Origin of the sequence: cyanobacterium endosymbiont of Rhopalodia gibberula (genome assembly GCF_003574135.1) — a bacterium.
Lineage (GTDB): Bacteria > Cyanobacteriota > Cyanobacteriia > Cyanobacteriales > Microcystaceae > Rippkaea.
Window position 1 is genome coordinate 1509429 of record NZ_AP018341.1, and the last position, 24806, is coordinate 1534234.

General features: G+C 30.9%; 16 protein-coding genes, 1 tRNA gene and 1 pseudogene. 3 read left to right on the plus strand and 15 right to left on the minus strand.

From position 1 onward, the window contains the following. The first annotated feature begins 1469 nt into the window (after positions 1-1469). A complete protein-coding gene (locus RGRSB_RS04840; RefSeq protein ID WP_119260078.1) occupies positions 1470-1697 on the plus strand; it encodes a hypothetical protein in 228 nt (75 codons plus the stop codon). Between the two features lie 79 nt (positions 1698-1776). Here the strand turns inward: RGRSB_RS04840 and rpe are convergent, their stop codons facing one another. The 8 genes from rpe to bioB all read right to left on the minus strand — a co-directional run bounded on the left by rpe (position 1777) and on the right by bioB (position 11348). Then, positions 1777-2478 carry a ribulose-phosphate 3-epimerase gene (gene rpe / locus RGRSB_RS04845; protein WP_119260079.1) on the minus strand — a complete coding sequence of 234 codons (702 nt, stop codon included), beginning with the start codon at positions 2476-2478 and terminating at the stop codon, positions 1777-1779. A gap of 2488 nt (positions 2479-4966) precedes the next feature. Continuing rightward, positions 4967-6457 (minus strand): glycosyl hydrolase family 57, encoded by a 1491-nt coding sequence (locus RGRSB_RS04850; RefSeq protein WP_119260080.1) that lies wholly within the window; start codon positions 6455-6457, stop codon positions 4967-4969. 805 nt (positions 6458-7262) lie between these two features. Next, positions 7263-7880 (minus strand): CPP1-like family protein, encoded by a 618-nt coding sequence (locus RGRSB_RS04855; RefSeq protein ID WP_119260081.1) that lies wholly within the window; start codon positions 7878-7880, stop codon positions 7263-7265. Positions 7881-7955: 75 nt separating this feature from the next. Further along, positions 7956-8240 (minus strand): TatA/E family twin arginine-targeting protein translocase, encoded by a 285-nt coding sequence (locus RGRSB_RS04860; protein ID WP_119260082.1) that lies wholly within the window; start codon positions 8238-8240, stop codon positions 7956-7958. A gap of 219 nt (positions 8241-8459) precedes the next feature. Beyond that, positions 8460-8720, minus strand: a complete 261-nt coding sequence (locus RGRSB_RS04865) for a hypothetical protein (RefSeq protein WP_119260083.1) — start codon at positions 8718-8720, stop codon at positions 8460-8462. 366 nt (positions 8721-9086) lie between these two features. After that, positions 9087-9563, minus strand: coding sequence for a signal peptidase II (gene lspA / locus RGRSB_RS04870; RefSeq protein WP_119260084.1), 477 nt, complete (start codon positions 9561-9563; stop codon positions 9087-9089). 58 nt (positions 9564-9621) lie between these two features. Continuing rightward, entirely contained in the window at positions 9622-10206 is a 585-nt protein-coding gene (locus tag RGRSB_RS04875) for a biotin transporter BioY (protein ID WP_232014458.1), read from the minus strand. Next, positions 10173-11348, minus strand: a complete 1176-nt coding sequence (bioB, locus tag RGRSB_RS04880; RefSeq protein ID WP_172582115.1) for a biotin synthase BioB — start codon at positions 11346-11348, stop codon at positions 10173-10175. Before bioB ends, RGRSB_RS04875 begins: the two co-directional genes overlap by 34 nt. A gap of 199 nt (positions 11349-11547) precedes the next feature. Here bioB and RGRSB_RS04885 point away from each other — a divergent pair, with 199 nt between their 5' ends. Then, a complete protein-coding gene (locus RGRSB_RS04885) occupies positions 11548-11892 on the plus strand; it encodes a 4a-hydroxytetrahydrobiopterin dehydratase (RefSeq protein ID WP_119260086.1) in 345 nt (114 codons plus the stop codon). Between the two features lie 44 nt (positions 11893-11936). On the opposite strand, the pseudogene RGRSB_RS04890 reads toward RGRSB_RS04885, so the two are convergent. The 6 genes and pseudogenes from RGRSB_RS04890 to RGRSB_RS04915 form a co-directional block, all read right to left on the minus strand. Beyond that, positions 11937-13164 (minus strand): annotated as a pseudogene (locus RGRSB_RS04890) (ABC transporter substrate-binding protein). A gap of 171 nt (positions 13165-13335) precedes the next feature. Then, positions 13336-13422 (minus strand) — tRNA-Ser (locus tag RGRSB_RS04895). A gap of 493 nt (positions 13423-13915) precedes the next feature. Then, positions 13916-14314, minus strand: a complete 399-nt coding sequence (locus tag RGRSB_RS04900; protein WP_119260087.1) for a DUF309 domain-containing protein — start codon at positions 14312-14314, stop codon at positions 13916-13918. A gap of 8 nt (positions 14315-14322) precedes the next feature. Next, positions 14323-14691, minus strand: coding sequence for a ferredoxin-thioredoxin reductase catalytic domain-containing protein (locus tag RGRSB_RS04905; RefSeq protein WP_119260088.1), 369 nt, complete (start codon positions 14689-14691; stop codon positions 14323-14325). Positions 14692-17273: 2582 nt separating this feature from the next. After that, positions 17274-18230, minus strand: coding sequence for a PhoH family protein (locus tag RGRSB_RS04910; protein ID WP_119260089.1), 957 nt, complete (start codon positions 18228-18230; stop codon positions 17274-17276). A 315-nt stretch (positions 18231-18545) separates the two neighbouring features. Beyond that, positions 18546-19730 carry an NAD(P)H-quinone oxidoreductase subunit H gene (locus RGRSB_RS04915; RefSeq protein WP_119260090.1) on the minus strand — a complete coding sequence of 395 codons (1185 nt, stop codon included), beginning with the start codon at positions 19728-19730 and terminating at the stop codon, positions 18546-18548. Positions 19731-23391: 3661 nt separating this feature from the next. Here RGRSB_RS04915 and tilS point away from each other — a divergent pair. Then, positions 23392-24393: a tRNA lysidine(34) synthetase TilS gene (tilS, locus tag RGRSB_RS04920; protein WP_119260091.1), complete on the plus strand. Its 1002-nt coding sequence runs from the start codon at positions 23392-23394 to the stop codon at positions 24391-24393. On the opposite strand, the gene RGRSB_RS04925 is transcribed toward tilS, so the two are convergent. Then, entirely contained in the window at positions 24388-24501 is a 114-nt protein-coding gene (locus tag RGRSB_RS04925; protein WP_119260092.1) for a hypothetical protein, read from the minus strand. The two genes, tilS and RGRSB_RS04925, sit on opposite strands and share 6 nt — an antisense overlap. Positions 24502-24806: the final 305 nt, after the last annotated feature.

Consider the following 24806-nt stretch of genomic DNA (forward strand, 5'->3'; position numbering starts at 1 on the left):
AAAGAAAGGTGGCTTTGATACTATTTTTATTATGTAAAACTTATCAAATTTCTTACTCTTAGTTAATGTTTTTTTTAGTAATCTCCTTATTCTTCTTGGCACTTGCTTGTGTTTAGCAAATCCCTGTTGAATTCAAGTTAATTTTTTAATTGAAATTGAATTAAAATTATACGGATAAGTAAGGTATATTTATTATGGGTATCTATTGTCGATTTAATCTAAAGTTAGAGCTGTAATTTCCTAATGTTATTTTTATTGTTATTGTCATTTTTTAGAGGTGTATGAATCAACGAGTGTAGTCATTCCTTGTTAATCATTCCTTAAATTCCTAGTGATAATTGACATTTAACGTTTACCTTTGAGTGCAATGTACATTGAAACGTCTATCTTGATGATTGATAACAAAGTTATTTGGTTTTTCTTCCTAACCTAAACTGAAAAGATTTGAGTCAAGATCAGCCTAATTTAAGCAGTAATCAACATTGTATCGTCTATATCTCCACCAAATGGAGTAAAATTATATGATTTATCATCGTCTGTATTAACGTTCAGATCTTGTTAGTACTAAATATTCAAAGTTTTTTAGGCAAAGAACTATTAGTAGGGATGAAAGAAAAGTAGTTTTTTAAATTAGTAAATTAAGTCAGTAAAATATCACAAACATAGTTTTAAAAAACAGAATTTATACTGATAAATTTTCGAATCTAAACTTGTATGAATAAATATTTTTATTTTTAGTTATTTTTCGCTAATTTTTTTATAAAAGTTTATTTTTTATATTTATAATTCATACTTTTTTAAGTAATGTTGTTTGTCTATAGTTTAGGTTTTCTTATTTAAGTTCTATCATAATTTTAATTATTTATTAATTAAAATTTTTATTTTTTACCTTATTTATAATCTAATTATAGGTAATAATAAATTCTCTTGAATGCATAATTTTATTTTTTCAACTGATTTAAACATTTTATTTTTGATAAATGAATCAAGTTAAGTTTTGAGTTTAAAATAATTTGTTCTAAATAAAAAAACCGCTGCCGTACTAGATTATGTAGTACGGCAGCGGTTCTCATTTCATCGTTATCGTATAATTTATGACACAACTTAATATCTCTACAATAGAGGGAAATATCATTCTAATTAAACTAAAGTTTGATCGCATAGATATATATATGTAATGTGGCTTTTTAAGTTAAAGTACAGATAAATCTACAGCTTCGAACTAGATCGTTTAACCATTTGTCTGATTTTGAGCATCCTTCACAAAGCGTTAGTGATTACACTGGTCGAATAATTGAAGTCTATGATATGGAAGCTAGCTTGATGACTATGCATAGAAAAAGATAGTAAATTAAATCCTCTAAAATTAAATGATTGATGTTATCAGGATGTATCTTGATCCATTGTTAAGTTATAATGCTCGAACTACGTTAGTAGATAATAAGTAAATTTACTTAATCAAACGATAGATGACTATTCAAACCCTTACTCGTTCGTCTTTACCTAACTATCAGACCCCTATTAGTTCCTCAACTCAGCAGCGGTCACAAACAAAGATCGAGTCAAATTCAGTAAAACAACTGAGCAAATCCTATCAAGCAATACAGCAACTCAAATATTTGCATCTAGAAGCCGAAATTAACGTTCTTTTACAAGAGTTACAGACAATGAAGCAAAATAACCAAATAGAGAGCTAATTTTAATCAGAAAGGCGATCAATCTGATCGCCTTTTATCATCTTTTAGTCCATGCAAGCATGAACTAAAATTTTAGAGGTTAAATTGCTGCTAATTCTGGCTGAGGACGCTTGCTGTTTCTTATCTTTTCAATGGCTTCGTCATAGCTAGGAGCTTCGAATATTGCTGATCCGGCAACAATAGCGTTAGCACCTGCTTCTAATACTTGCCAAGTATTGTCTGGTTTCAAACCTCCATCAACTTCGATCCAAGGATCTAGTCCGCGCTCATCACACATCTGACGAAGTGTACTAATTTTGCCTACCATTTCGGGAATAAAACTTTGACCGCCAAATCCCGGATTAACACTCATAATCAGTACTAAGTCACACAGTTCCAGGACGTATTCGATTAAGTTTAAGGGAGTAGAAGGATTAAGAACCACACCAGCTTTTTTACCCAATTCTCGAATTTGTCCTAGAGTACGATGTAGATGAGGGGAAGCATTGTGTTCGGCATGAATAGAAATGATATCAGCACCAGCCTGGGCAAAATCAGCAACATATTTTTCAGGTTCAACAATCATTAAGTGAACATCTAAAGGCTTGTCAGTATAGGGACGAATCGCCTTGATGACCAGTGGTCCAATAGTGATATTAGGGACAAAACGACCGTCCATGACATCAACATGAATCCAATCAGCTCCTGCTTTGTCTACGGCTCGGACTTCTTCTCCTAGAAGACTAAAGTCAGCTGATAGAATGGAAGGGGAAATTACGATGGATTTAGTAGATTGGCTCATAAATTTGGAATGTTCTCCGATGGCTCGCTTGTGACATTTATATTAACAAAGTCCTTGAGATTTCTCTAATCATGAGCTGTTAGATGACTAAAATTATTCAATTTCATCGAAGGTTGATTTGAAGCTTGAAGTCAATTAAAAATATTACCAATTAGCCAACTGAGGATCATGCCTAAAAATAGAAGAGTGATCGTTAGATTATATTAGAGTTTGCTATAATTAGTTTTATAAATAAAAACTAAAAGTAATTTTTATTAAAAATTAAATTATCGTAACGATTAACTAAAAAAATAAGAATAACAAAAAATATGTCGGCTGCAAAAAACTAATTTAACTAAATAAAAATAGTTTTTTTCATAATTCCTATTTATATTAAAGTAATTTGCTAATATTTTTAATTTAAAAATTTAAAAGTTAAATAATCACACAAAATATTGACACAATTAATCTAGTTGAGATCTGAAAGTTAGATACATGCAAAGAAATAGGCATTTAAATTTAAAAAAATATTGATAATTAAATATTAATGATAATTTGTATTAAAAACATAAAATTTTCTATCAATATAGCACTAAGCATAAAAATTTACTGTTTAGTGCTATATTGATTGTTTTTATTTTCTCAAAAATAGCTAAATATACTTTTATAAACTATTTATTTCTAATAAATAAGTTTAGATTGTTTAAACATCATCCAGATTTTCGATAAATTTCTCTAAAAAATTTTATAGTTGGATATTTAGAGTATAACTCTATCTTAAAACATCACTTTAAAAAGTTTATTTTTTCCACTCAAATCTAAATCAATATATAGCACCAAATTGTTTAGCAAGAGTAGAGATAAACGATAACAGGTATAAATTATCTATGTTTGGCTCAAAAATCTCAATTTCTGTTAGCTAAGAAACTTATAAAAAATTTAATTTATACAAGATTTGTTAGAAAAATACAATCGGAGTTTTAGTGAGTTTATCTCAAATTAATTTAGCTTTTAATTATGAAGCTTACCTTATTTTGAATAACTAATGTAAAGATTATCTTTAGTTAGGGTTAGTTAAAACTTCTAATCACAAAGATAAAATAAATCATTTCTCCGGATCTTCTAGATCGAATAGAATTCATTAATAGCTAATAAATCTAAAAATTATTATTTTGAACGTATTTTTTTACTCAAAGACTTAATTTTTATAAAGATTAAGTCTTGTAAATTTTCTAAGTTTTGTAAAACAAAGTTTTTAGATTTTATCATAACTAGTTCAGAAAGGTTCTACTTCCTAAGTAGAACCTTTTTTATAAAAAACTATTATTTTTCTTACAAAATACCTCTAATTAATGAGATAAGTACCGTAAAAATAAAAACAATAATTATTCTTAACAGCAATTAATTACTAAAGTATTTTAATTTTTATTAAACGTGACTCATATAACTATATAAATATACAGAATAAATTTTAGTAAAATAGTTAGTTTATCTTGATATAAATTTTATTTACTGATTTAAATTCATTGTCATAGACAATAGATATTAGGTCACTTATCTTAATTTATTTATCATTATTTTAGTGATTGAAGTCAAACTAATTATACTTGATTTTTATTGACATTTTCGATTTCTTAAAAAGTGATAGTCACAACCTATATTGAGGAAGCTTAATTGTTATAAATAAAGGGTTTTAAAAAATAGAAATTAAACTAATTTATATATACATGACTACTTTTTTATTCTCTACATCTATAATTATTATGTTTACTTTTTAATAAAAAACTTAATTAAGTTTTTTATTAAAATTATTTAATTAACTTGAATTAAGTTTAATTGCAATAGCTTTATATTAAAACTATATAGATTGTCAATACCCTTTTAGCTGATCTATATAATTAGCTTTTTCAAATATTTAAATAAATAAAATCAATAACAATGATGATTGTGCTTAAATTTAATAAATTTTTTATGACTTAAATTATTTCTTTATAGCATTTTAACTTGTTTTAAAAAAACTCGATTATATAAAAATAATAGTTAATTTTTAGTGTCTGTTCATAAGATATAATTTTCTTCCTATAAAGTCTTAATTACCTTAATAATATAACTCTATTATATAAAAATCATAATAATAGAGATTAATGATAATAACTTTATTATTATGATTTTTTTACAAAAAAACTGTACAATTTTAATACCTGTTTTTACAAATAACAATCTTTTTGAACTAGTTTATCAAAAAAATTAGTGTAAAAACATGCAAAATAAATTATTTTTATACAGAAAGTTAATGAATCAAATCAGGTTATTATAAATAATAATATCTAAGAGTAAGCAACAAAAAGTTAAGATAATTTTTCTTTTTTTTAAATACTTATTTAACTAATAGTAATTTTTTGATATATAGTGCCTTTCTTCTTTCTAGTGTATTCAAAGCCTTAAAATACTCTAACGAACCAGTTGGTAAATTGAGACTTTTGAATTTATGGAGAAAATAAACTTTAAATTATTTAACCAATTTTTGTCCACGATTATAAAGTTCATGAGCATAATCAGTCCACGTCCCCTGTCCCCAATAGCGGAAACAACTAGTTTCCATTAATAAGGTGTAAAGTAACGCTTCCTGATATTTAGCAGTTTTAGTGACACAAGGATTTTGTTGGACTAAAAAATCGAACTTTCGGTGAAAATCAGCACTGAGTTGATTCATGGGTTCTAAAATGTTTTCATAGCCATTAACCCAACTTAAATTGTCAGTCCAAGAAGCCCCATTTATGTGAAACCGACAATCGGTGGCTTGTAACTCTTCAATAGCTTTAGCAACTGATTCCGGGGTAACATCATCTAGGTCAATCTTATTCCAAATTTTGTGTTGTCCTACCGCTTGACAAGTGGGATAGTCATTAGGGTTGACCCCTGCCATTTCAAGGAGTTCAATATATTCAGTTCCGTTAAAGCCGACCACATCCCCTTCTTTTTTAATTTGATTCCAAACAGGGTTGAATCCATTGGGAAACTCATTCATCATGACTCCACCATTTTCCCCGTCAGCAATTTGGAAAACACAACAAGGAATCTCAATACCTCCAATCCTATATCGTTTCCGTGATTTGGCTTCATAGTAGGGCTGCATCTGCGCAACGAGTTTAGTATCAGACCCTTGGGTTTTAATCAAGACGGTAATGCTAATGATTTCCCCGTAAGAATTACGCGCTACTAAACGGTTAGGAATGTATTTGTCATCCCCATTATGGTGTAAATTTTTCCCGTCTAACCGTTCTACTGAGTCTTCTTGCACCAGTAACCAACGATAACCACATTCTTTAAGGGCTTTGATATATTCAAAAAGAGTATCGGGGTTGTTAGGTAGGTGCATTTCCGGTGGAGAGAAGCCTTTTACCCGCTTGAGGGCATCATAACCAAAAATTGAGGCAAAATGGTGTTGCCACGCTTGCATCTGGAGTTTAAGGTCAGGAATAGGCGTTGAGGAAGCTACTGCATGACTCCACATGGTTCCTAACCATTCTACATAGGGCTGATATTGAGGGTCACAGGTGATGCACTTAAGATCATTAAGGATGTCATAGCTCTGCATTTGTTGAAATCCCCAGAGAAGATTGCCAGAATAGTCAAGCATGATTCTGGGGTTTTCACCATTGTCGACAATTCGAGGAATAAATTCGCCCATGCGACGATAACACCAAGCGAAGACTCCCGCATTGTGATTATCTCCTATGTCTTGGTTTTCAAACATATTTTGAAGATTACAAATTAACTCACCTTTTCTTCCTGCAGGGATTGTGGGTTGGTGCATATGAAGGGCACAAGCAAATCCTGCTTTAACGTTGTTTAGAGCGATGTTGGTAGTAGATAAAAAGATTGAGTCATCGTGTTGAACTACTGAGGCGATTTCTCGTTCCCAACCGCTAATTGGAGGTAATTCTGGTTTTAATCTTTTTATATTTTCTAAATTGGACGATTGTACTATGATGGTCATACTGTTTTCTTTGTACTTTTGAGATTAAATTCTTCATATTATGATGCTGACTACTCCTCATTTGAATCTTACTATATCAATTAAATAATGTAAGCTTACAGTTATCTGATTTATAAATTTTTTGTTCTTTAAAATACTTTTTATTGTGTTTTTTTTTGATTAGGTTTAATTTAAACCAAGAGGAATTCATAAAGACTTAACAACTATATTATCATTAACAACTCTGATATAGTATAAGTGGTTGTTTTATTCTCTTAGAACAATCAATATTATTGGGACTTACTTATTATTTTTTATGTCGCCACAACTCAAAATTATGATAATAAAATTAGATTCTTGGATTTATATATTGGCAAGTTTTCTTGTAATTTTTTACTATAAAAAATTTAATTAAATTGTTATATAAGTGAGTTGAATGAAAAATTTTAGAGGAAAGTATTATTTAACTTGTATTTTTTTCTACTAACTTACACAACTTTTATTCTTGCTGTATTCTTTTACTTTAATAATTTTATCTTCATGAAAATAGGGCTACTGTAATTTTGAAACTGTTGCAACGCAAGATTTTTATCTATTGTTTATTAGAATGTATTCACAGCTGGGCTAGAAGAGCTTTAGTCACTAAAGTTTATTAATTTTTATGACCTGAGTATCATAGTTTATGATAGCTTATTGTGATTATTTTTGTTTACTTAAAGTTTTATCTTTTTTATGACTTAAAGATAGTAATAATCACTTTTTTTAGGAAAAACCAATGACTCTAATGACTTTAGATAAATCTCTTAATTGGGTCATATTTGGTTTTTTAACGCATAAAACTGCTAATTAACCAAAATACAACAAATGTAACGACACCTGTTAGCTTATCTGAGTCTAAAGAAACATTAAAATTAGCACTACTGAGTAAACCAATAACAGCTGATCCTAATCCTACACCAATTAGTAGACCAACGATAGTTATCAAAAAAGCTCTTATAAACTGTTGCTCTTTACGGTTGAGAAAATAGATATTTGCAAAAACCCCTAACACCAAAATCAAAGGAATCTTATTGGAAGATATAACGATAACAAAGGTAGCCAAAATTGTGAATATCCCAGTTGTCCAGAGAATATCATTATAAGATGGTGTATCAACAAAACCTTGTAACCACGGAATAGAATCATCTAAGGATAGAGAAAGAGGAGTTGAAGGGATTTCTAGTGATTTTTCTGGAAAACGGATACGATCTGGCACTTTTATTTTTCCTTCTTGTCTCATTCTAAGACGATCCATGATAATGGCATCATAAGCCACTTCAATGTTTTCAACTACTTTATTATCTTCACGATATTTTTGACTTAGACGATTTTTAGCCTCTTGGATTTCTTCAAATGAGGCTGAATCATTAATTCCCAGGACCTCATAGGGACTTTGTTCACTCATCTAAAATTTCCTCTTAGAATATTTCTTTAAATTATTTAAGCTACTAAACAAATTAAACGACAATTTTTGTACTGTCTATTCTTGGTTCGTATTATTAATCGTCTCTCTTGTAGGATTATTTAAAGAAGACGGTTTGGCAGTTGTATTTTCCTCTAATTCAGCTTTCATCGTGACAGAATTTTCTAATTTTTTGGCTTCACGCTTAAACTCATCTTCAAACTCTTTAGAGGCTTCTTGGAAGCCTCTAATAGCTTTGCCTAAACTCCGTCCAATTTCTGGCAGTTTCTTAGGTCCAAAGATTAATAAGGAAATTACAAAAATCAATGCCATTTCTGGGAGTCCAATACCAAAAACGTTCATAAACATTCCTCTACATTAGTCAATGATTATTATTGATCTGTGGCGAGTACTAACACTTTTACTGTTATGCTAGGCTAGCTAGCCTAGCATAATATTAAATACCGACTTTTAAAAAACAATAAACGGGAAGAAGTTAAGATAAAAGACTTATATGTCCAAGAGACACGATTAAATATTAGTTAAGTTTTACTTTTCTTCTATTAACCTAATAATAGGTTATCAGTCAACTGTCAGCTTATTAAATTCATAGAGCTTTACACTAAAAATAACTGATAATTTATAGCTCGCAATCAAAACTAATCTTCCTAATTGACAGTAAATATTTAGATAATTAGGGAGAAATTGTGAGTTTGTAGGATGATTAGCAGAAATACTGAAGATAATCTCATTATAACGAGTTGTTTCCCAACTAGGGACTGCTTTTTTACACCCAAAATTAAGTAATATGAGCGAATCTATTAACCCAGTACGCTGTGCCATAAACGATAAATTCCGTCTCTAAAAACGTTGTCTGTTTCCTTTTAATTGAACAGATACCCTATACTCGCGCATCAGGGACCGCTGGTTCATTTAAACCCTTTAACCATTTCTACCCTCAAAGCAGTCAGTTATAGGCAAGTCTTCTCCAGTTGTTTAGTCAATTAACTCCAGTCTTCGTACGCCTTACGACACTGTTAACAAGTGGTCATTGTAGCATAGACTGGCTAGAAAATTGTTAACTGTGGCACAGATTTTACTAGTTTAAGTCCTTCTCTGTACTGTAGCAAAAAACCAAGTCTGTTTTTGTTGTGTACCACGCTACGCTTATTTTCTCTATAAACGTATTCTATAAATAATCTCTGAGATTTAAAAGTCTGACTGTTGAGGAGATGATGGCTCAGAAAAATTAGCAACTAATAAAAAAATAATCCCAAAATTGATAAACACATCAGCTAAATTAAAAACTGGAAACTGAATTAATCGAACATCAAGAAAATCAACCACATATCCAAACAAAAAACGATCCATTCCATTTCCTAATGCTCCTGCTAGGATAAATCCATAACCCAACTGTTCTGTCAATCTCATTTTATTCCCCCACCAAGCTAAACCCATTAAGCCTAAACTAACCCCCAACGAAAGCCAGCGCAGCCATTTCGCTCCCCCGGTAAAAAAACTAAAGGCAGCCCCTGTATTAATAACATAGGTAAGATGGAAGACTCCTGACCAGATATGGATAGTTTGTCCCAAATTCGTAAACCATTGAGTAACCCAATACTTAGTCATTTGATCAATTATTAAACCAGCTAGGCTAACCAGCCAAAAAAAACTGTTTTTTTTCATGTGCGTTCGCCATATTTAGGATGATCTTCGACCCTAATTTCTGCTCAAACAGAGTTCTTTAATAAAATAAGAGTTGACGTAAAATAAAGGCCGCTACAGCGACGGCACAGGTAATCGCTAGCTGACTGGGTAAAGGATTGGTAGAATAATTCATGATCAACTCAGGCAAACTCTTAGGAGAAACTGTTGTGGGATTCAAAAAAGATAAACCAATTAGATACACCAAGCCACACAAATGAATCATCAATAATCCACAGACAGCACTCCAGGCTAAACACTCCAATCTTCGCTTAGTCCGGAAAGCCATAAAACCACATAGCCAGGCTCCCGGGATAAACCCTAACAGATAACCAAAGCTAGGCTCTTGCCAGTAGTTTAAACTTCCACCTTGAGCAAAAACAGGTAATCCAAACAAACCCAGAAAAACATAAGCAATTTGTGATATAACTCCGGCATTTTTTCCTCCTACACACCCAGTCAACAACACGGCTCCTACTTGAAAGGTCACGCCCAGAGGTATGGATTCAACACCTTGTTGTTCCCAACTCCACGGTAAGCCCACCATAAAGGCTTGTACAAATGTACTGAAAATCGTTAACAACAGACCAATTATTGCCCAGAGAAATTCATTGGTAGCAGACACCTTAAATCGGGGGTAGTTTTGAGGTAACGACGAGTTTTGATTTCTTGCGATTGTGTTTGATATTCACCAGGAATCGGAGCTTCACCCCCTTGTAATCCTAACGATTCAACCATAGCAATATCTTGTTCTGGAAGTTGTCCGAGGGTCGTAAGATAATGTCCAATTAGCATAGCATTAATTCCAGCTTTTAACCCTAGACTTTGTAATTCGCCCATAGTTGTTTCTCGCCCTCCAGCATAACGCAGAATTTGTTGAGGCAGGATAAAGCGAAAGATAGAAATCGCTTTGAGCGCCTCAAAGGGCTTAAGTGGGGAACGTTCTCCTAGAGGAGTTCCTTTTCTGGGGTTAAACAAATTTATAGGGACAGATTCTACCTCTAATTCTCGCAAGGCAAAAGCGAGATCTATCCGATCTTCCCAAGTTTCTCCCATGCCTAAAATGCCCCCCGTGCAAGACTGAATGCCTGCTTCTTTAAGATTTTTCACGGTTTTGACGCGATCACGCCAACTGTGGCTACTAACAATTTTAGGATAAAAGTTCTCGGAGGCTTCTAGATTATGATTGTAGCGGGTAACTCCAGCTGCTCTCAAGGATCGGGCTTGCTCAAGGGTAATTTCTCCCAAAGCACAGCAAGGTTTAATATTTGTTTCGGTGGTAATTAGTTGGACAGTTTCTAAAATTTGCTCAAATTCTTTGGAGTTTGCTCCTTGGTATTTGGAACCTCGCCCTTGACTTACTAAACAAAATCTTTTTGCCCCTGCTGCTGCTGCAGATTTAGCTCGGTCAAGAATTTCTTCGGAAGACTTTAGCCCATAAATGGGAGAATCTTCTCCCTGATGGTGAGCAGACTGGGAACAAAAGCTACAATCTTCTGAACAGTTCCCTGATTTCACGTTGACAATGCTGCACAGATCCACTGTTGTCCCACAACAGGCATGCCTAATATAATCAGCCGCCTCGCATAATAACAGAATATTCTCTTGTCCTTCAATTTCTGTGAGGGTCAGGGCTTCTGATTTAGTAATGCAAGTGCCCTCAATAATTCTTTGGGCTAATTGATTAAGCCAGTCCTTTAAAGTTTGTTTTCCTTGATGAAGTAGGGAAATAGTTAGAGGAGAGGAGGATACGGATACTTGAACCACAGTTGGCTTTTCCTGATGCTGTTTTAGAACCATATGAATTGTATCATGAGGATCTCCTATATGTCTGAACTGACATAGTTTTAGCTAAATATATAGATAATTTTGGCTAAAGGTCTATGTAAAAATTAAACTTTTTTGCCCTTATAACAAGTTAATTTAGCTATAATGTTGACAATGTAAAGAACTGGAGTAAACTATTATGAGTAATCTTACAAAACAAGAACTTGAAGCTTGTAGTGCTGATACTCCTTCTGTTGTTCCAGAAGAAGTTAAACAGTTAAAAAAACAGATTTCTGATTGGCATGTCGTTGAAAAACAAGGACAGTTAAAACTAGAAAAATTGTATAAATTTCCAGATTTTCAACAAGCAATTTCCTTTACCAAGGCGATCGGAGATCTCGCTGAATTAGAAGGGCATCATCCAGCTTTATTGACAGAGTGGGGGAAAGTTACCGTGTCCTGGTGGACCCATGATATTGCTGGACTTCATAAGAATGACTATATTATGGCGGCTAAAACTGATGAAATAAGAGAAAAATTCTAGAATTTTCTGTTTTTTAAGAAAAAGTGACATAGCTGGTCAGCTTTTTAGTTTCCAGTTGTATCGGTGGGACTAACTTTATCAATTATCTCAGTATTTCCACTGCCTTGACTGTCCAGACGTCAGAAATTCAGACTACGTCCCCATTCTTGTCGATATCAACTTTACTATTAGCTCCTTGATAATTAATGTCTTTTCCACTACGAACTAACTCCATTGCTTCGTAGAGATCAGTAATTTCTATTCCAGGCGCATTAGCCACCTCCCGAATTTTACTTCGGATTCCTTGTCCTAATGTTGGCACCTGCTGCTTCTGCTGCCAACATTAGGACAATGGTAGCATCCAAACTATTGGGGATAAAGGCAGTAAGTTGATTACCTGTTGTGTTTTTCTATTTAATAGTGAAAGACCCCGCTGGAATGAATATTATATTAGCTGTTTTACCAACTTATTTCACAAAATCTTCTGAGTAAACTCCATCAGTCAATAGTAAAATTATCCCTTCAGTTAACCCTTGTCTGTAAGCCGCTTGTAATAAAACACTTCCTGTTTTGGAATAAAGAGCTGTTGCCACGGCGTCGAGTTGGCTGGCAAAAGATGCTGCTTCACTATCGAAGACAGTCGCTTTAGGAGCATAACGAATGAGCTTGTGTTTACCCGTCATTTTTCCTCCCTGCTTTTTAAACATAGAGACAAATTTTCGTTTAAACCCAACTCCATAGTCGTTATTAATTCACTACTGTTCCAATAGTGTTGAAGCCTTTTTTATTTGCTAAGGCTGCTAAAGCTCGAGCTCGATAGGTGACAGAAAAAGCTATTATAGCCCAGTATTCCTGGAAATTACTGTTTTTTACTTGTTCAGTAAAAACTGGACTAGTGCTACCGGAGTAGTCTAACATCACATTATTTTTAACTGTAAAAGTAAAAGCTGCACTTGATACACTACTAATAAATACCCCGACTACTCTCGTAACTTTATCAACTTTTGCTAATTTTGTCATAGCTAACACGCCGGCGATAGAATCAGTTCGAGTGTCTTTAGTAATGAAAATAACAGACTTGTCATTAACTCTACCACAAGCGTTAATTTCATCTATGGCTAATTTAACAGCTTCAGGTATATTCTGACTAATTTAAGATAAATCACAAGTTACTGGTAATAAAACCTCTGATTTGAGTCCATCAGAGAAAGAGGAGTAAATCCTTTGTTTGTGTCCTCTATCAGAACCAACCAATAAGTTACTGCTTAAAATAAGGGCTAGAGTTAAGGGCATAGAAGATTTCAAAAAAATTTTCTTAAAAAACAGCTCATCATCTAGTTTACTCTCATGTAAATTGTTTTTTTGAGTGTTTTATTTTAAAAAGCACATGAATCTTGAACAAGATTGTGAAAGCTAAGAATAAGTCGCTATGCTTTGAAGGTCAAAGTTACACAAGTTTAAGAACGGAGAGGGAGGGATTCGAACCCTCGATGGGTGTTACCCCATAACTCCTTAGCAGGGAGCCGCTTTCAACCACTCAGCCACCTCTCCAAAGCACGTCAGCTAATGGTAGCATATTTTGTGTAACCAAAACTATTTTTTGGCTCTTGATTTCTATTTGTCTTCAACTTAAGGATTTTTTAAGCTTATAGCAAGCTACACATTGATAAATTACGTCAAATATAAATTGTTCGGAATAAATAAAGCAATAGCTACTGTAATAGCTATTGAGCTAACATAAAATTGATCAATTATTTCTGGGTTTTTAAATAACTTATACCATTCTTTTTTAACTGAAGTTAACTGATATAATGAAACCTAATTACTGGTAATTTTAATAAATTGTTAAATATATTAGATAAGTAATTATAGCCGGGATGCTGAAATTAGAAGAAAACACTAAATATAGAATTTAATTAACAAATAGTAGCCTATTTCTTTTTGAAGGTCCTATTAAAGATAATTGATTATAAAAATATTCTCTATACTTTATCAGTTTTCTACTCTTAATTTTTTTGTAAGCACTTCATTACAATGATTTTTGCTAATGGTTTACCGTGAGGATATAGGGAAAACGTTGAGCGTCATTCTCTGAAATATTTTCGAATTGTTTAGCCACCACCGCAATTTCCCCAGCGTCAGTTTGTTGGAGATAGTTTAATAGTTTTTGACTTTCTTTTACTAAACTAGATACATCAATCTCTTGATAGTCAGGTTGATAATGACTGAGCCGTCTAACACCTTCCCCTAACAAAATTACTGCCCCACGCCAATTATGGTTTCCCAGATGATAACAACCAACAGCAATTTGTAGAATACCTTGATAAAATTGCCTATCTGGCTCTATAGCATCTATCCATAGAGCCTCTAAGGTATCATGACAACTATAGAATTCCCGATGGTTGAATTGCTCAACTCCTTGCCAAAATTGCTTTCTTGACATAGTTTTGTTTAAGAACCTATATTGTCGCGAACCTCTTTGATGTATTCAAGGCTAATCTGTTGTTGATCTCCTGCAAAGTCGTTATCTGGGGTGATAAACAGCATGCAATGACACTCCTTACGTTCACGCATGGGAACACATGGACAGTTCCAAAAAGTATTTTTTACTTCAGCCTCTTTATCTTCGTAATGACGACAAGGGCACAAAGGAGCACCTAATTCCTGTTTATGTCTTGCCAGTCCTTCAATAACTACTGCCGTTACCGATAATTCACTACAAAAGTAAGTATCAGTCTGTTTTGCATATTGTTCAGCAAAGTTTTTCATTGCCTCTAGAGTTTTATCACTGTATCTCGAGTCAGTATTGGCTGAAGTCATGGAGTTTGTACAAAAATTAATTGAGGTTCCTTGTTCAACTTAACACTTTTTCACAGTCATCAGATAATAAACATTTTTCTGACGTTTAAATGTTTTTAATCTCTCGAATTATCTCTATTCTAAATTATGACCTATTCTACCATAACGAAAGTAAAATTTTTGTTTTTTTGTCTAATTTCGGATATAAACCCAGTCGAGAGTCTAATCTTTTGGTTTATCTTAAGCATTTCTGGATGGAAATCCTCTATTCCTGTTTCCCAATCGGGGATTACCATCCAGGAAAACACTTTTGATAAAACATCATAATTTTATGTTAAACTCTCACTAGATTTATCCAATACTAATAAATATATAAATTACAGAAGTTCTAAGTTACAGCTCAATATTGTCTGTAATAATCCTATTTAAATCCTTAAATTGCTGCGGGCAGTATTGAAATTATTATTTAGATTTTTGCCAGAAAACTTTTTCAGAAAAGAGATGAGGGACTGTTAATATGTACTGTTCAAAAACTTTGACTATACAAAAGGGATATCTTTAGTTAAGTGATGTTTATTTCTAATAATTACAGGTGATTATCTTGAATCGATCAATTACTCATTATCACTTTTCTAAAAAAGAGAAAAATCACCTCATTTTAAGTATAAAAATGCAAAGCAATCGATTAACTATGAGAATTTAATAAAATCATAAAGATAGTTGTTATCCATAAAAAATTAAAGAGTAAATGCTATGTTTTAGTCTTAAGTTGATGATAATAAGTAAAAATTATAGTTATCAGCAAAGAAGAAAAGCCATAAGTACTCAACTAGAGTTAACTTATTTTAATACTACAAATAGTAGGTCTAATCTTGGTATTTATAAAAATTTATCTAAGCATCAACGTAGATTAAAATATTAGCAACTAATAAAAGAAATTATTAATCAAAAGACAATAATATTGGTTATATCAAATCTTAAGAAAGATAATTATAGCTACAAATATCTAATAATTAATAGAAAAAGTACAAAAATATATTAAATGTAAATGATTTTAAGTACTTAATGATTTAAATAAAAAGTGTAGATATAACTGAAAAGTACTATTTCTTTACTAAAAATTTTTCTAAAGATAAACTATTCCATATAGTTCTTTATATTAAAATAATTGCTGCTTAAATTTAAGCCAGTATAGTAAAAGGACATAGAGTGACGAGGAATAAAGTATGTCGGATATTTAAGCATGGCTCAAGCTTCAGTTAATAAGAAACAAGATTTATTTGAATTTATTTAAAATAATATCATTTGACTTTTTTAAAAAATATAAATATTTTCTATATTTTTATATATAATGTAAAAAAAAGGATATTCACTAGATTTATCAATACTTATTTATTAATTTTAAGCCATCAAATAAATTTAGGGATTAATTTAATGACTTCAGGTTTTATTGTGCTCTTTATTTAAAGATTTAAGAGTATATTAGACAGACTGTAAAATAGTATTACAATAATTATATTCATGTTTTAAAATAGGTAATCTTAACAAGAATAAAAAAGTAAATTTTTTATTATAAACGTTTAAATTTATATATAAGTAATCTATTTATTAGAATAAGTAACTATCAATAAATAAAACTATGTTTTTTTGTTTATAAAGCAGTAAAATACGAGAATTAAACTACTTTTATATTCTAAATTAATAGAATTTTATAAAAAAAATAATTGTAAATAATTAATCGAAGAAAATGAGTTGATTTTTTTTAGTTAGCTGTTATTCTTTTTATATAGTTATGCCTATAGAGGTATAACTATATCGACAATTTATGTAAATTTTTACTTTATTTTTTTAACAATACATTTTTAATTTATAAAAAATTTACCAATTAAATTTTACACTAGCTTAGGAATATATTTAATATATATATATTAATTTTGACTTTAAAATTAAAAATCTACTACAATTGTTTACTACTCAAAATAATTTAAATTTAAAATAAAAAACTATGAAAATTTAGTAACATCTAACTAAGTGTTTAAAACATTAATATGCTTTACCCATAGACTAATTAAAGATTTTTACCGGAATAAAATCAATAAAACTAGTTTCTGTAATTTTTTCTTTATAAATTTATAAAAAATAGCATAATGAAATTCTTGTCCAAAATATTAAGTTTAATAAGGTAAACTCTTTTTTCGGAGGTTTGATACACTGATACATGACAAACAATTACAATGGTCACAATTACGTTTCTTATCGAACAAAAATAGTATCTTTATTTCTACAATAAATGCTGTCAGTTTGAGAACAAAATGGCAATGCTATTTCAAGTTTTGATAGATATCAGATTAAATTTTATCTTCATAGCATTTTACTTTAATAAATACTGTTTTTTGTTTCAACCTTAATTTCTATTAAATTAAGATTAAAACAAGCTAGAGCTAAACTATTTCATTGATTTTTTTTGCTAAGATAAAAGAAAATTTTTGTATCAATTTTCTAAAAAAGCTATATATTCTTGTAAGGTTCAATAACTACCGATCTCCACGATGTTTGCTTCCGTAATCAAGGTGGTAAAAATGATATTAAATAATATGGCTTAACTAAACGTCAAACTTTTCATAAGCTTCTACAATTTTTTGAACTAATGGATGTCGAACCACATCTACCTGAAAAAATTGACAAAAAGCAATGCCTTCTACTGACTTCAAAATTTTTGTTGCTATTACTAATCCTGAGTCTTGATGACGAGGTAAATCGGTTTGAGTGATATCTCCAGTTACCACCATTTTTGAACCAAGACCTAAGCGTGTCAAAACCATCTTTAATTGAGCAGGAGTGGTGTTTTGAGCTTCATCAATAATTATAAAAGCATTACTCAAAGTTCGTCCTCGCATGTAAGCTAAAGGCGCAATTTCTATTTCTCCTCGTTCAATTAAAATAGGAATTCGTTGAGGCTCAATAAACTCATTTAAGGCATCATAAAGAGGACGTAAAAAAGGATTGACTTTTTGTTGTAAATCTCCTGGTAAAAACCCTAATTTTTCTCCTGCTTCTACTGCAGGACGGGTTAAAATTAAGCGTTCACATTGATTATTTAATAATGCTTGTACAGCTAAAACAGCTGCCAAAAAAGTCTTTCCAGTTCCAGCTGGTCCAATACAAAAGGTAATATCATGAGTTTGAACTGCTTTAATATATTGTCGTTGACGAAATGTTTTTGCACGAATAATTTCTCCCCGTCGAGTTTTAGCTAAAACTGATTGTTGTAAGTTCTTATATTCCTCAGTTTGTCCTGTATCTATTGCTTGAAAAGCTGTCATTAAATCAGGACAGGAAATTGTTTTTGCTTCCTGCCAATAGGGTTGAAGTGATAGCACCACTTGTATTGCCCGTTTTACAGGTTTTTCTTTCCCATAAATCTGTAACTCTCGACCCCTTAAAACTAAGTTAGCCCCAGTATGATGGGATAAAAATTTGAGGTTTTCATCCCTAATTCCCGCCAAAGCAATGGCACTTTCATGGCTTGGTAGTTGGACAGTTTGGGAGATTTCAGTCATAAAACACTAAAGATTATAGTTAGGATGTAAAGTACAACTTTTTTACTAATCTAAACATAGAGTCTAAGAGGCTGTTGATAAAGTAAATTTTAAGGGAATTATTGAGTATGTATTAAACTGTAAGCCTCAGACAAATATTTTGTGACGTTACAGTAAAGAGACAAAAAAGAGAAATTGCCCGAAAAACTATAATGTACTTAACAAAACCTACTTAATGTTTAGTTTAAGAATATTTTCTAAACTTTAGTAAATAAATTAAACAAAAAAAGAGAGGAGATTAACCTCCTCCAAAAATTAATTATCATTAGAAAACCATCAACGGTCTACCGACCCCATAATAATATCGATACTGCCTAAAATCGCCATAATATCAGCTACCTTCATTCCTTTTAGGAGATGGGGTAAAATTTGCAGGTTATTAAAGTCAGCTGCGCGAATTTTCCAACGCCAAGGAAAAACATCATTATTACCCACAATAAAGATGCCAACTTCCCCCTTACCACTTTCTAGACGGACATAATGTTCTCCTTCAGGAATTTTAAAGGTGGGGGCAACTTTTTTAGCGATATATTGATACTCAAAATCATTCCATTGGGATTTTTTCCCTTCCATCATTCGCTTTGCTTCTAGGTTTTCATAAGAACCTCCTGGTATACCTTTTAGCGCTTGACGGACAATTTTGACCGACTCACGCATTTCCCGGATACGGACTAAATAACGCGCAAAACAGTCCCCGGCAGTTTCCCATTGAATGTCCCAGTCAAAGTCATCATAGCATTCGTAATGGTCAACTTTGCGTAGATCCCATCTAACCCCAGATCCTCTTAACATAGGACCGGATAAACCCCAATTAATGGCTTCGTCGCGGGTAATAGTACCGATTCCTTCGACACGGCGACGGAAAATGGGGTTGTTAGTGATTAACTTTTCATATTCATCAATTTTAGGGTCAAAAAAATTACAGAAATCTTCACATTTGTCAATCCAACCATAGGGTAGGTCAACGGCAACCCCCCCAATACGGAAGTAATTGTTATTGATTAACCGCATTCCTGATGCTGCTTCCCAAAGATCGTAGATCATCTCCCGTTCCCGGAAAATATAGAAAAATGGAGTTTGGGCGCCAACATCTGCTAAAAATGGACCTAACCACAATAAATGGTTAGCGATACGGTTGAGTTCCAACATGATGACGCGAATATATTGGGCGCGCTTAGGGACTTCAATATTCGCTAGTTTTTCAGGGGCATTAACGGTAATTGCTTCATTGAACATCCCTGCGGCGTAGTCCCACCGACTAACGTAGGGAACATACATGATACTAGTACGGTTTTCAGCTATTTTTTCCATTCCTCGGTGGAGATAACCGATAACGGGTTCGCAGTCTACCACATCTTCTCCGTCTAGGGTTACGATCAGACGTAATACTCCGTGCATTGAGGGATGGTGGGGACCCATGTTGAGTACCATGGGTTCGGTTCTGGTTTCTATTTTTGACATAGGGCTGTTGTTTTTTTTCCTCCAATTGTATTATTATGACACCGCTATCGCGTATAAATCTGATGAATGGGTGTTCACTGATGTTCATACTAAAAGTTCAGGGTTGATTCTCTTTCATTTCTCACACCATGAATAGCTAAAGTTATGGGATTCTATCGTACACACAAAAAGTGAGTGCTAAAGGTAATTTTCCTAAGACAGATATTAAAGCCACTATTAACATAGTATTCACTTAATCTAGAAAACTTTTAACATTGAAATCTTTCAAAGTGTATTCTCTGGGTGAATTTATCATTCAAAGTAATTAACTATTGCAGACAGCCACTTTAAACAGTTTTATAAAACCAATTAAAGAGGTGATAGGTATCAACGTACGACTGAGAATGATGTAAATAATACCCCTTACTAAGAATAAAAACACATTAATCATAATAGCAATGGTAGGCAAAAGAGATTTAAATGAGAAGAATATCAAAATGATAACCAAAAACTTGACACTCAAGAGAGTCATTGGTTGCTTGTTTTACTCCAAACTAACTTCTGTATTGAGTAAAATTGTACTTGAATGACTGCGCCTGTTAAAGAATACTTGATTGAATATAAGTTACTATACTTTATAAGTTAAGTAGATATCACAATCAAGCGAGAAATATCTTTACCGTTAAACATATTTATTTTCATCAATTCTAGAATTTAGAGAAATGAATTGTTCTGTAGAAATTAAGATATAAAAATAACTAATAGTATCTATAATTATTGTGACTATTGAGATCATAAAACCATAGACTAACGATAATATTAATTAATAAATGGTTATCAAACATAACAGAGTTAATTGATTATTTATTATTGTTACTAATACTTAAAAAATAGCTTTTATAGTCAAACAATAATTAGCTACTAGGGTACTGCCGATCTAATAGTATTTTGTCTTTTTCCTTCACCATGATGTAGTTCAATCAAGTTTGGGACAAGGATTTGAATGGTGATCGTCTTTTAGTTTTTTGATACTGACTTCATAGTTTTTAACACTAAATTGCCATATTCTAAATCTACATGAGCTATACCAACTACTGTTGTTTTTAATTGGATAACTTATGGCAACAGAACTAAGTAAATTAGTTAACTAGGTCTTGATCGATTGCCTAAATAACTTGATTGATTGAGATTTCTAGAATTTTTAGATTGTTTAAGTTTATAGATATTTTTTAGTTTTTTTATCAACAGTTATTAATGAAATTTAAATTTAAAAAATAAACAGATAAATGTGACTTTTACTTCTATAGCCTCAATCAATTATCTAACTTATATAGCTTTATAAATAGATGAGTTATCCATAAATAAATAAACCTCTATTTAGATTTAAAATATCAGTATTTTAGTTTTCTCAGTGAGAAAAAATCTCCCTATTTGTTCATTATTTTAATGTAAAAAATAATAAGAACAAGATCAAAATTACTCTAATAAACATAATATTCTTCTACAATTATTGGGATATTTGAATTTATTTGATTCTAGTTATTCGGGTAACGTAATGAATCCTAACTAAATAAGCTTCGGTTTAGTAAATAGAAACTATAATTGTTGATTATTCCTGTCTTAAAATTTGAACCTTATCTATGTAAATTGATAAAATGTAAAGTGTTTTTGGGGTTGAGTTAAGTTCAATTTTTGAACTTAACGACGTGCAGAATAAGATCTTCATCTTATTCTAGCAATTATTCTACGATATTAAATTATTGAATTGATTGATTAATTTTATTGTTAATTTCTATAAATTTAATTGTAATATCTATTAATTCTAACTTAATTATTTAAATACAGCTAATATTTTTCTATTTTAATTTATCTGAATAAAAATTGATATGATGGGTAAGTTTAATAAAGGATAATACAGCCATATAATTAAGTAAAAAGTAAGTATTCCTTTTTAAGGAAACGTTTAATCGCTAACAAAAATTACACAAAGTGAAAAAAAATTTATTGTTACTGAGGTAAAATAATGTAGAATAAATAAGCAAACTTACTAGAAGTAGAAAGTAGTATTTCTATTCATACTAAACTAAAACTAAAAATAAAAATCTCAATAATAAAAGTAAAAAATTAACTTAAATTTAACATTCCTATAAATGTTATAAATACTGTTTATAACATTTAAAACCTAACTTTAGATAATAATTTAACTATTTTTATTTCTGGTCAGTTATTAACTGTAATTTCAATAGGGAGAGTAATATTTATTTCTATTTATTCCAAAGATAAGTTAAGAAAAGTTTGTTTAAATATCTATTCACAGACAAATATATTTTACATAGTAATTTAAATTATTTTGACTATAACTAACTATCTTAACAATTACTATTACTTAATAGTAATTGAAATTACACACAAGCTTAATTGTTAAAATATGGATATTATTAATAATAAACTTTTCTTTCTTCTATTCTAGAGAAATTGAAGTTTGCGTATATCTTATATATAACTAATTTTATATAAATACTTAAAATATTATATATTTTAAGTATTTAGTTTAAGTGATTAAATTTAAACAAATATCATTATATTTCATATCTTATTGCAGTGATTATTTCTAGTAAGAATTTATCTAACCGCTTTGATTAAATTATGTCTATATTTAAATATTTTTATAAAAATTTTGTAAGCTTTTATTTGATACTGTGTACTATTTATCTACTGCTAGATCTACTTGTAAATTATAAACAAATAAAAGATCTTAAAAATATAATTTATGTCGATTATTTTGTCATAAAAAATTGGTTGATTTTAGTTAAACTAAATTAGTTTATAATCTTAAATTATAAGAGTTTAAGATCTAAAATTTTTATTTAGTTATCTTCTATGAAGTTACTCAACAAGTTTTTAGACTAGCAAAAGTTAATGAGCTAAAAAAATATCTCAGTTAACTATCAATGACACAAAGTGTTTCTAAAGGCTATCTATCAAAAAATAGATATAGATAAGTTAGTATAAAAGCGAATATAAAATTTATAAATAATAGGGAGATTATACTAAAAACATTTATTATAAAAGTACATTATGAACGACTATGATATTTTCTTCTAAAATGACACGAAAACAAAATAATGTATCACGAGGAGTTTTGTTTAAATACACTTTTAATTAAAGCATTGACGTTTATTATCCAGAAAGCCAATTAAGGCTATGAGGAAATTATAGATAAAAACTGCTGAGATAGTGATATCATCATAGCCTAACTCAGAGAGTCAGGCTATGATTTTTTGTTATCGGATGACTTAAATTACTCTGTTTATTGGACTGTAATTCTAACTTTTATGAACTCACTAAATACTAAATATTCATATAATTTATTAACAATTAATTGTATAAATATTTACATCAAATATATTTTTTTATAAACTTTTATCTAAAATAGATTAAAGTATTTACAAGTTAAATAAGCAATTTTTTAGGCATATTTTTAATTAAAATTTTAGCTTTTTTAGCAAAGGTTTCATATAAAATATTATATATACTAAATAAAAAGTATTTGTTATTTGTACTCGATGATTACTAGAATTTGGACATATACTTAATGTATTTCTATTTTTTTATTGCCTAAAATTTTTCTTGATATCACTTTATTTATTTTACCTATTACTTTATTTTTTCCCAAAAGATTATGTGGACTCTTCTTCATTCCCGCTTACATATCACGTTACGACAACGCAATCTATTGCCTAAAAAAGAATGCATTTTAATTGCAGTTTCAGGGGGGCAAGATTCGTTATGTTTACTTAAACTTTTACTTGATCTCCAATCTAAATGGACTTGGAAGATTGCGATTGCTCATTGTGATCATGGGTGGAAACATGATACTGGAATAGCAGATTTTGTACAACAATTATCTGAAAAATGGAGAATTCCTTTTTATTTAAAAACTACCTCCCAACTGAAAGAAACTGAAGCAGCGGCTAGAAATTGGCGCTATCAAGCACTAACAGAAATCGCCCAAGAAAACAACTTTTCTATAATTGTTACGGGACACACCCAAAGTGATCGTGCTGAAACCTTACTTTATAATCTCGTTCGCGGTGCAGGAAATGATGGACTAAGTGCTTTAACCTGGCAACGTCCTCTGACAGATAATATTATTTTAGTTCGTCCTTTATTAACTATTAATCGTTCAGAAATTTGGGAGTTTTGTCAAAAGTGCGACCTTCCGATTTGGGAAGATTTAGCTAACGAAAATTTAAACTATGCTCGTAATCGTATTCGAAAAGAATTAATCCCTTATTTTAAAAAAAATTTTAATCCTCAAATTGAAACAACTTTAGCCAGAACTGCTGAGATAGTCAAGGAGGAGACTGAATATTTAGAAAGTTGTGCTGAGATAAACCTAGAAAAGGCACTTAATAGAGATGGAACTCAATTAAATCGTCTAGTTTTACAGTCAGTGCCTCTTGCATTGCAACGGCGAGTTATGCGTAGATTTTTTTTAAAGATAAGTCTCAAAAATCCAAACTTTGAGCAGATAGAAGCCTTGACAACTTTAATTAATGCTCCCAGACGATCACGCATTTCTTCTCTTCCTGGTAATCTGATAGCAGAAGTTCAAGACAATTGGATAATTTTTACAAAACAAGAAACGGTCCAAAACAGTTTTGCTCAAGATACTCTATAAAGTTTTAGTGTTAAGTTTTGTTTTCTCTAAAGTAGAAAATACAAGATCAGGATAGAAATGGTTGATTTCAATCGATAAACTGATAGTAACGGTAAATAATACTGTCATTAAAATAGGAGTATAGAAATAAACTTTGTAAAACTTTCATGAATAGTTATTCTAAATAGTAGGGAAAGTTCAATAAGTACAATGAATTGTTAGTTAACGAGGAGAAACGTAAATTTTACTATCTGTAGTAGTTAACTATCTATAGGTAAATTCATTAAAAGTAGCTTCAGTATTTTGTAAATCTCTAATATTAATTAAATAAACCCAGTTACCCTAACTTGTAAATCCGGTAACATAGGGGAAGAGAATACTGGAAATAGTAAGTAAAGTCTTCTGCATAATTCAAAGTAATCCGATGGGAATGG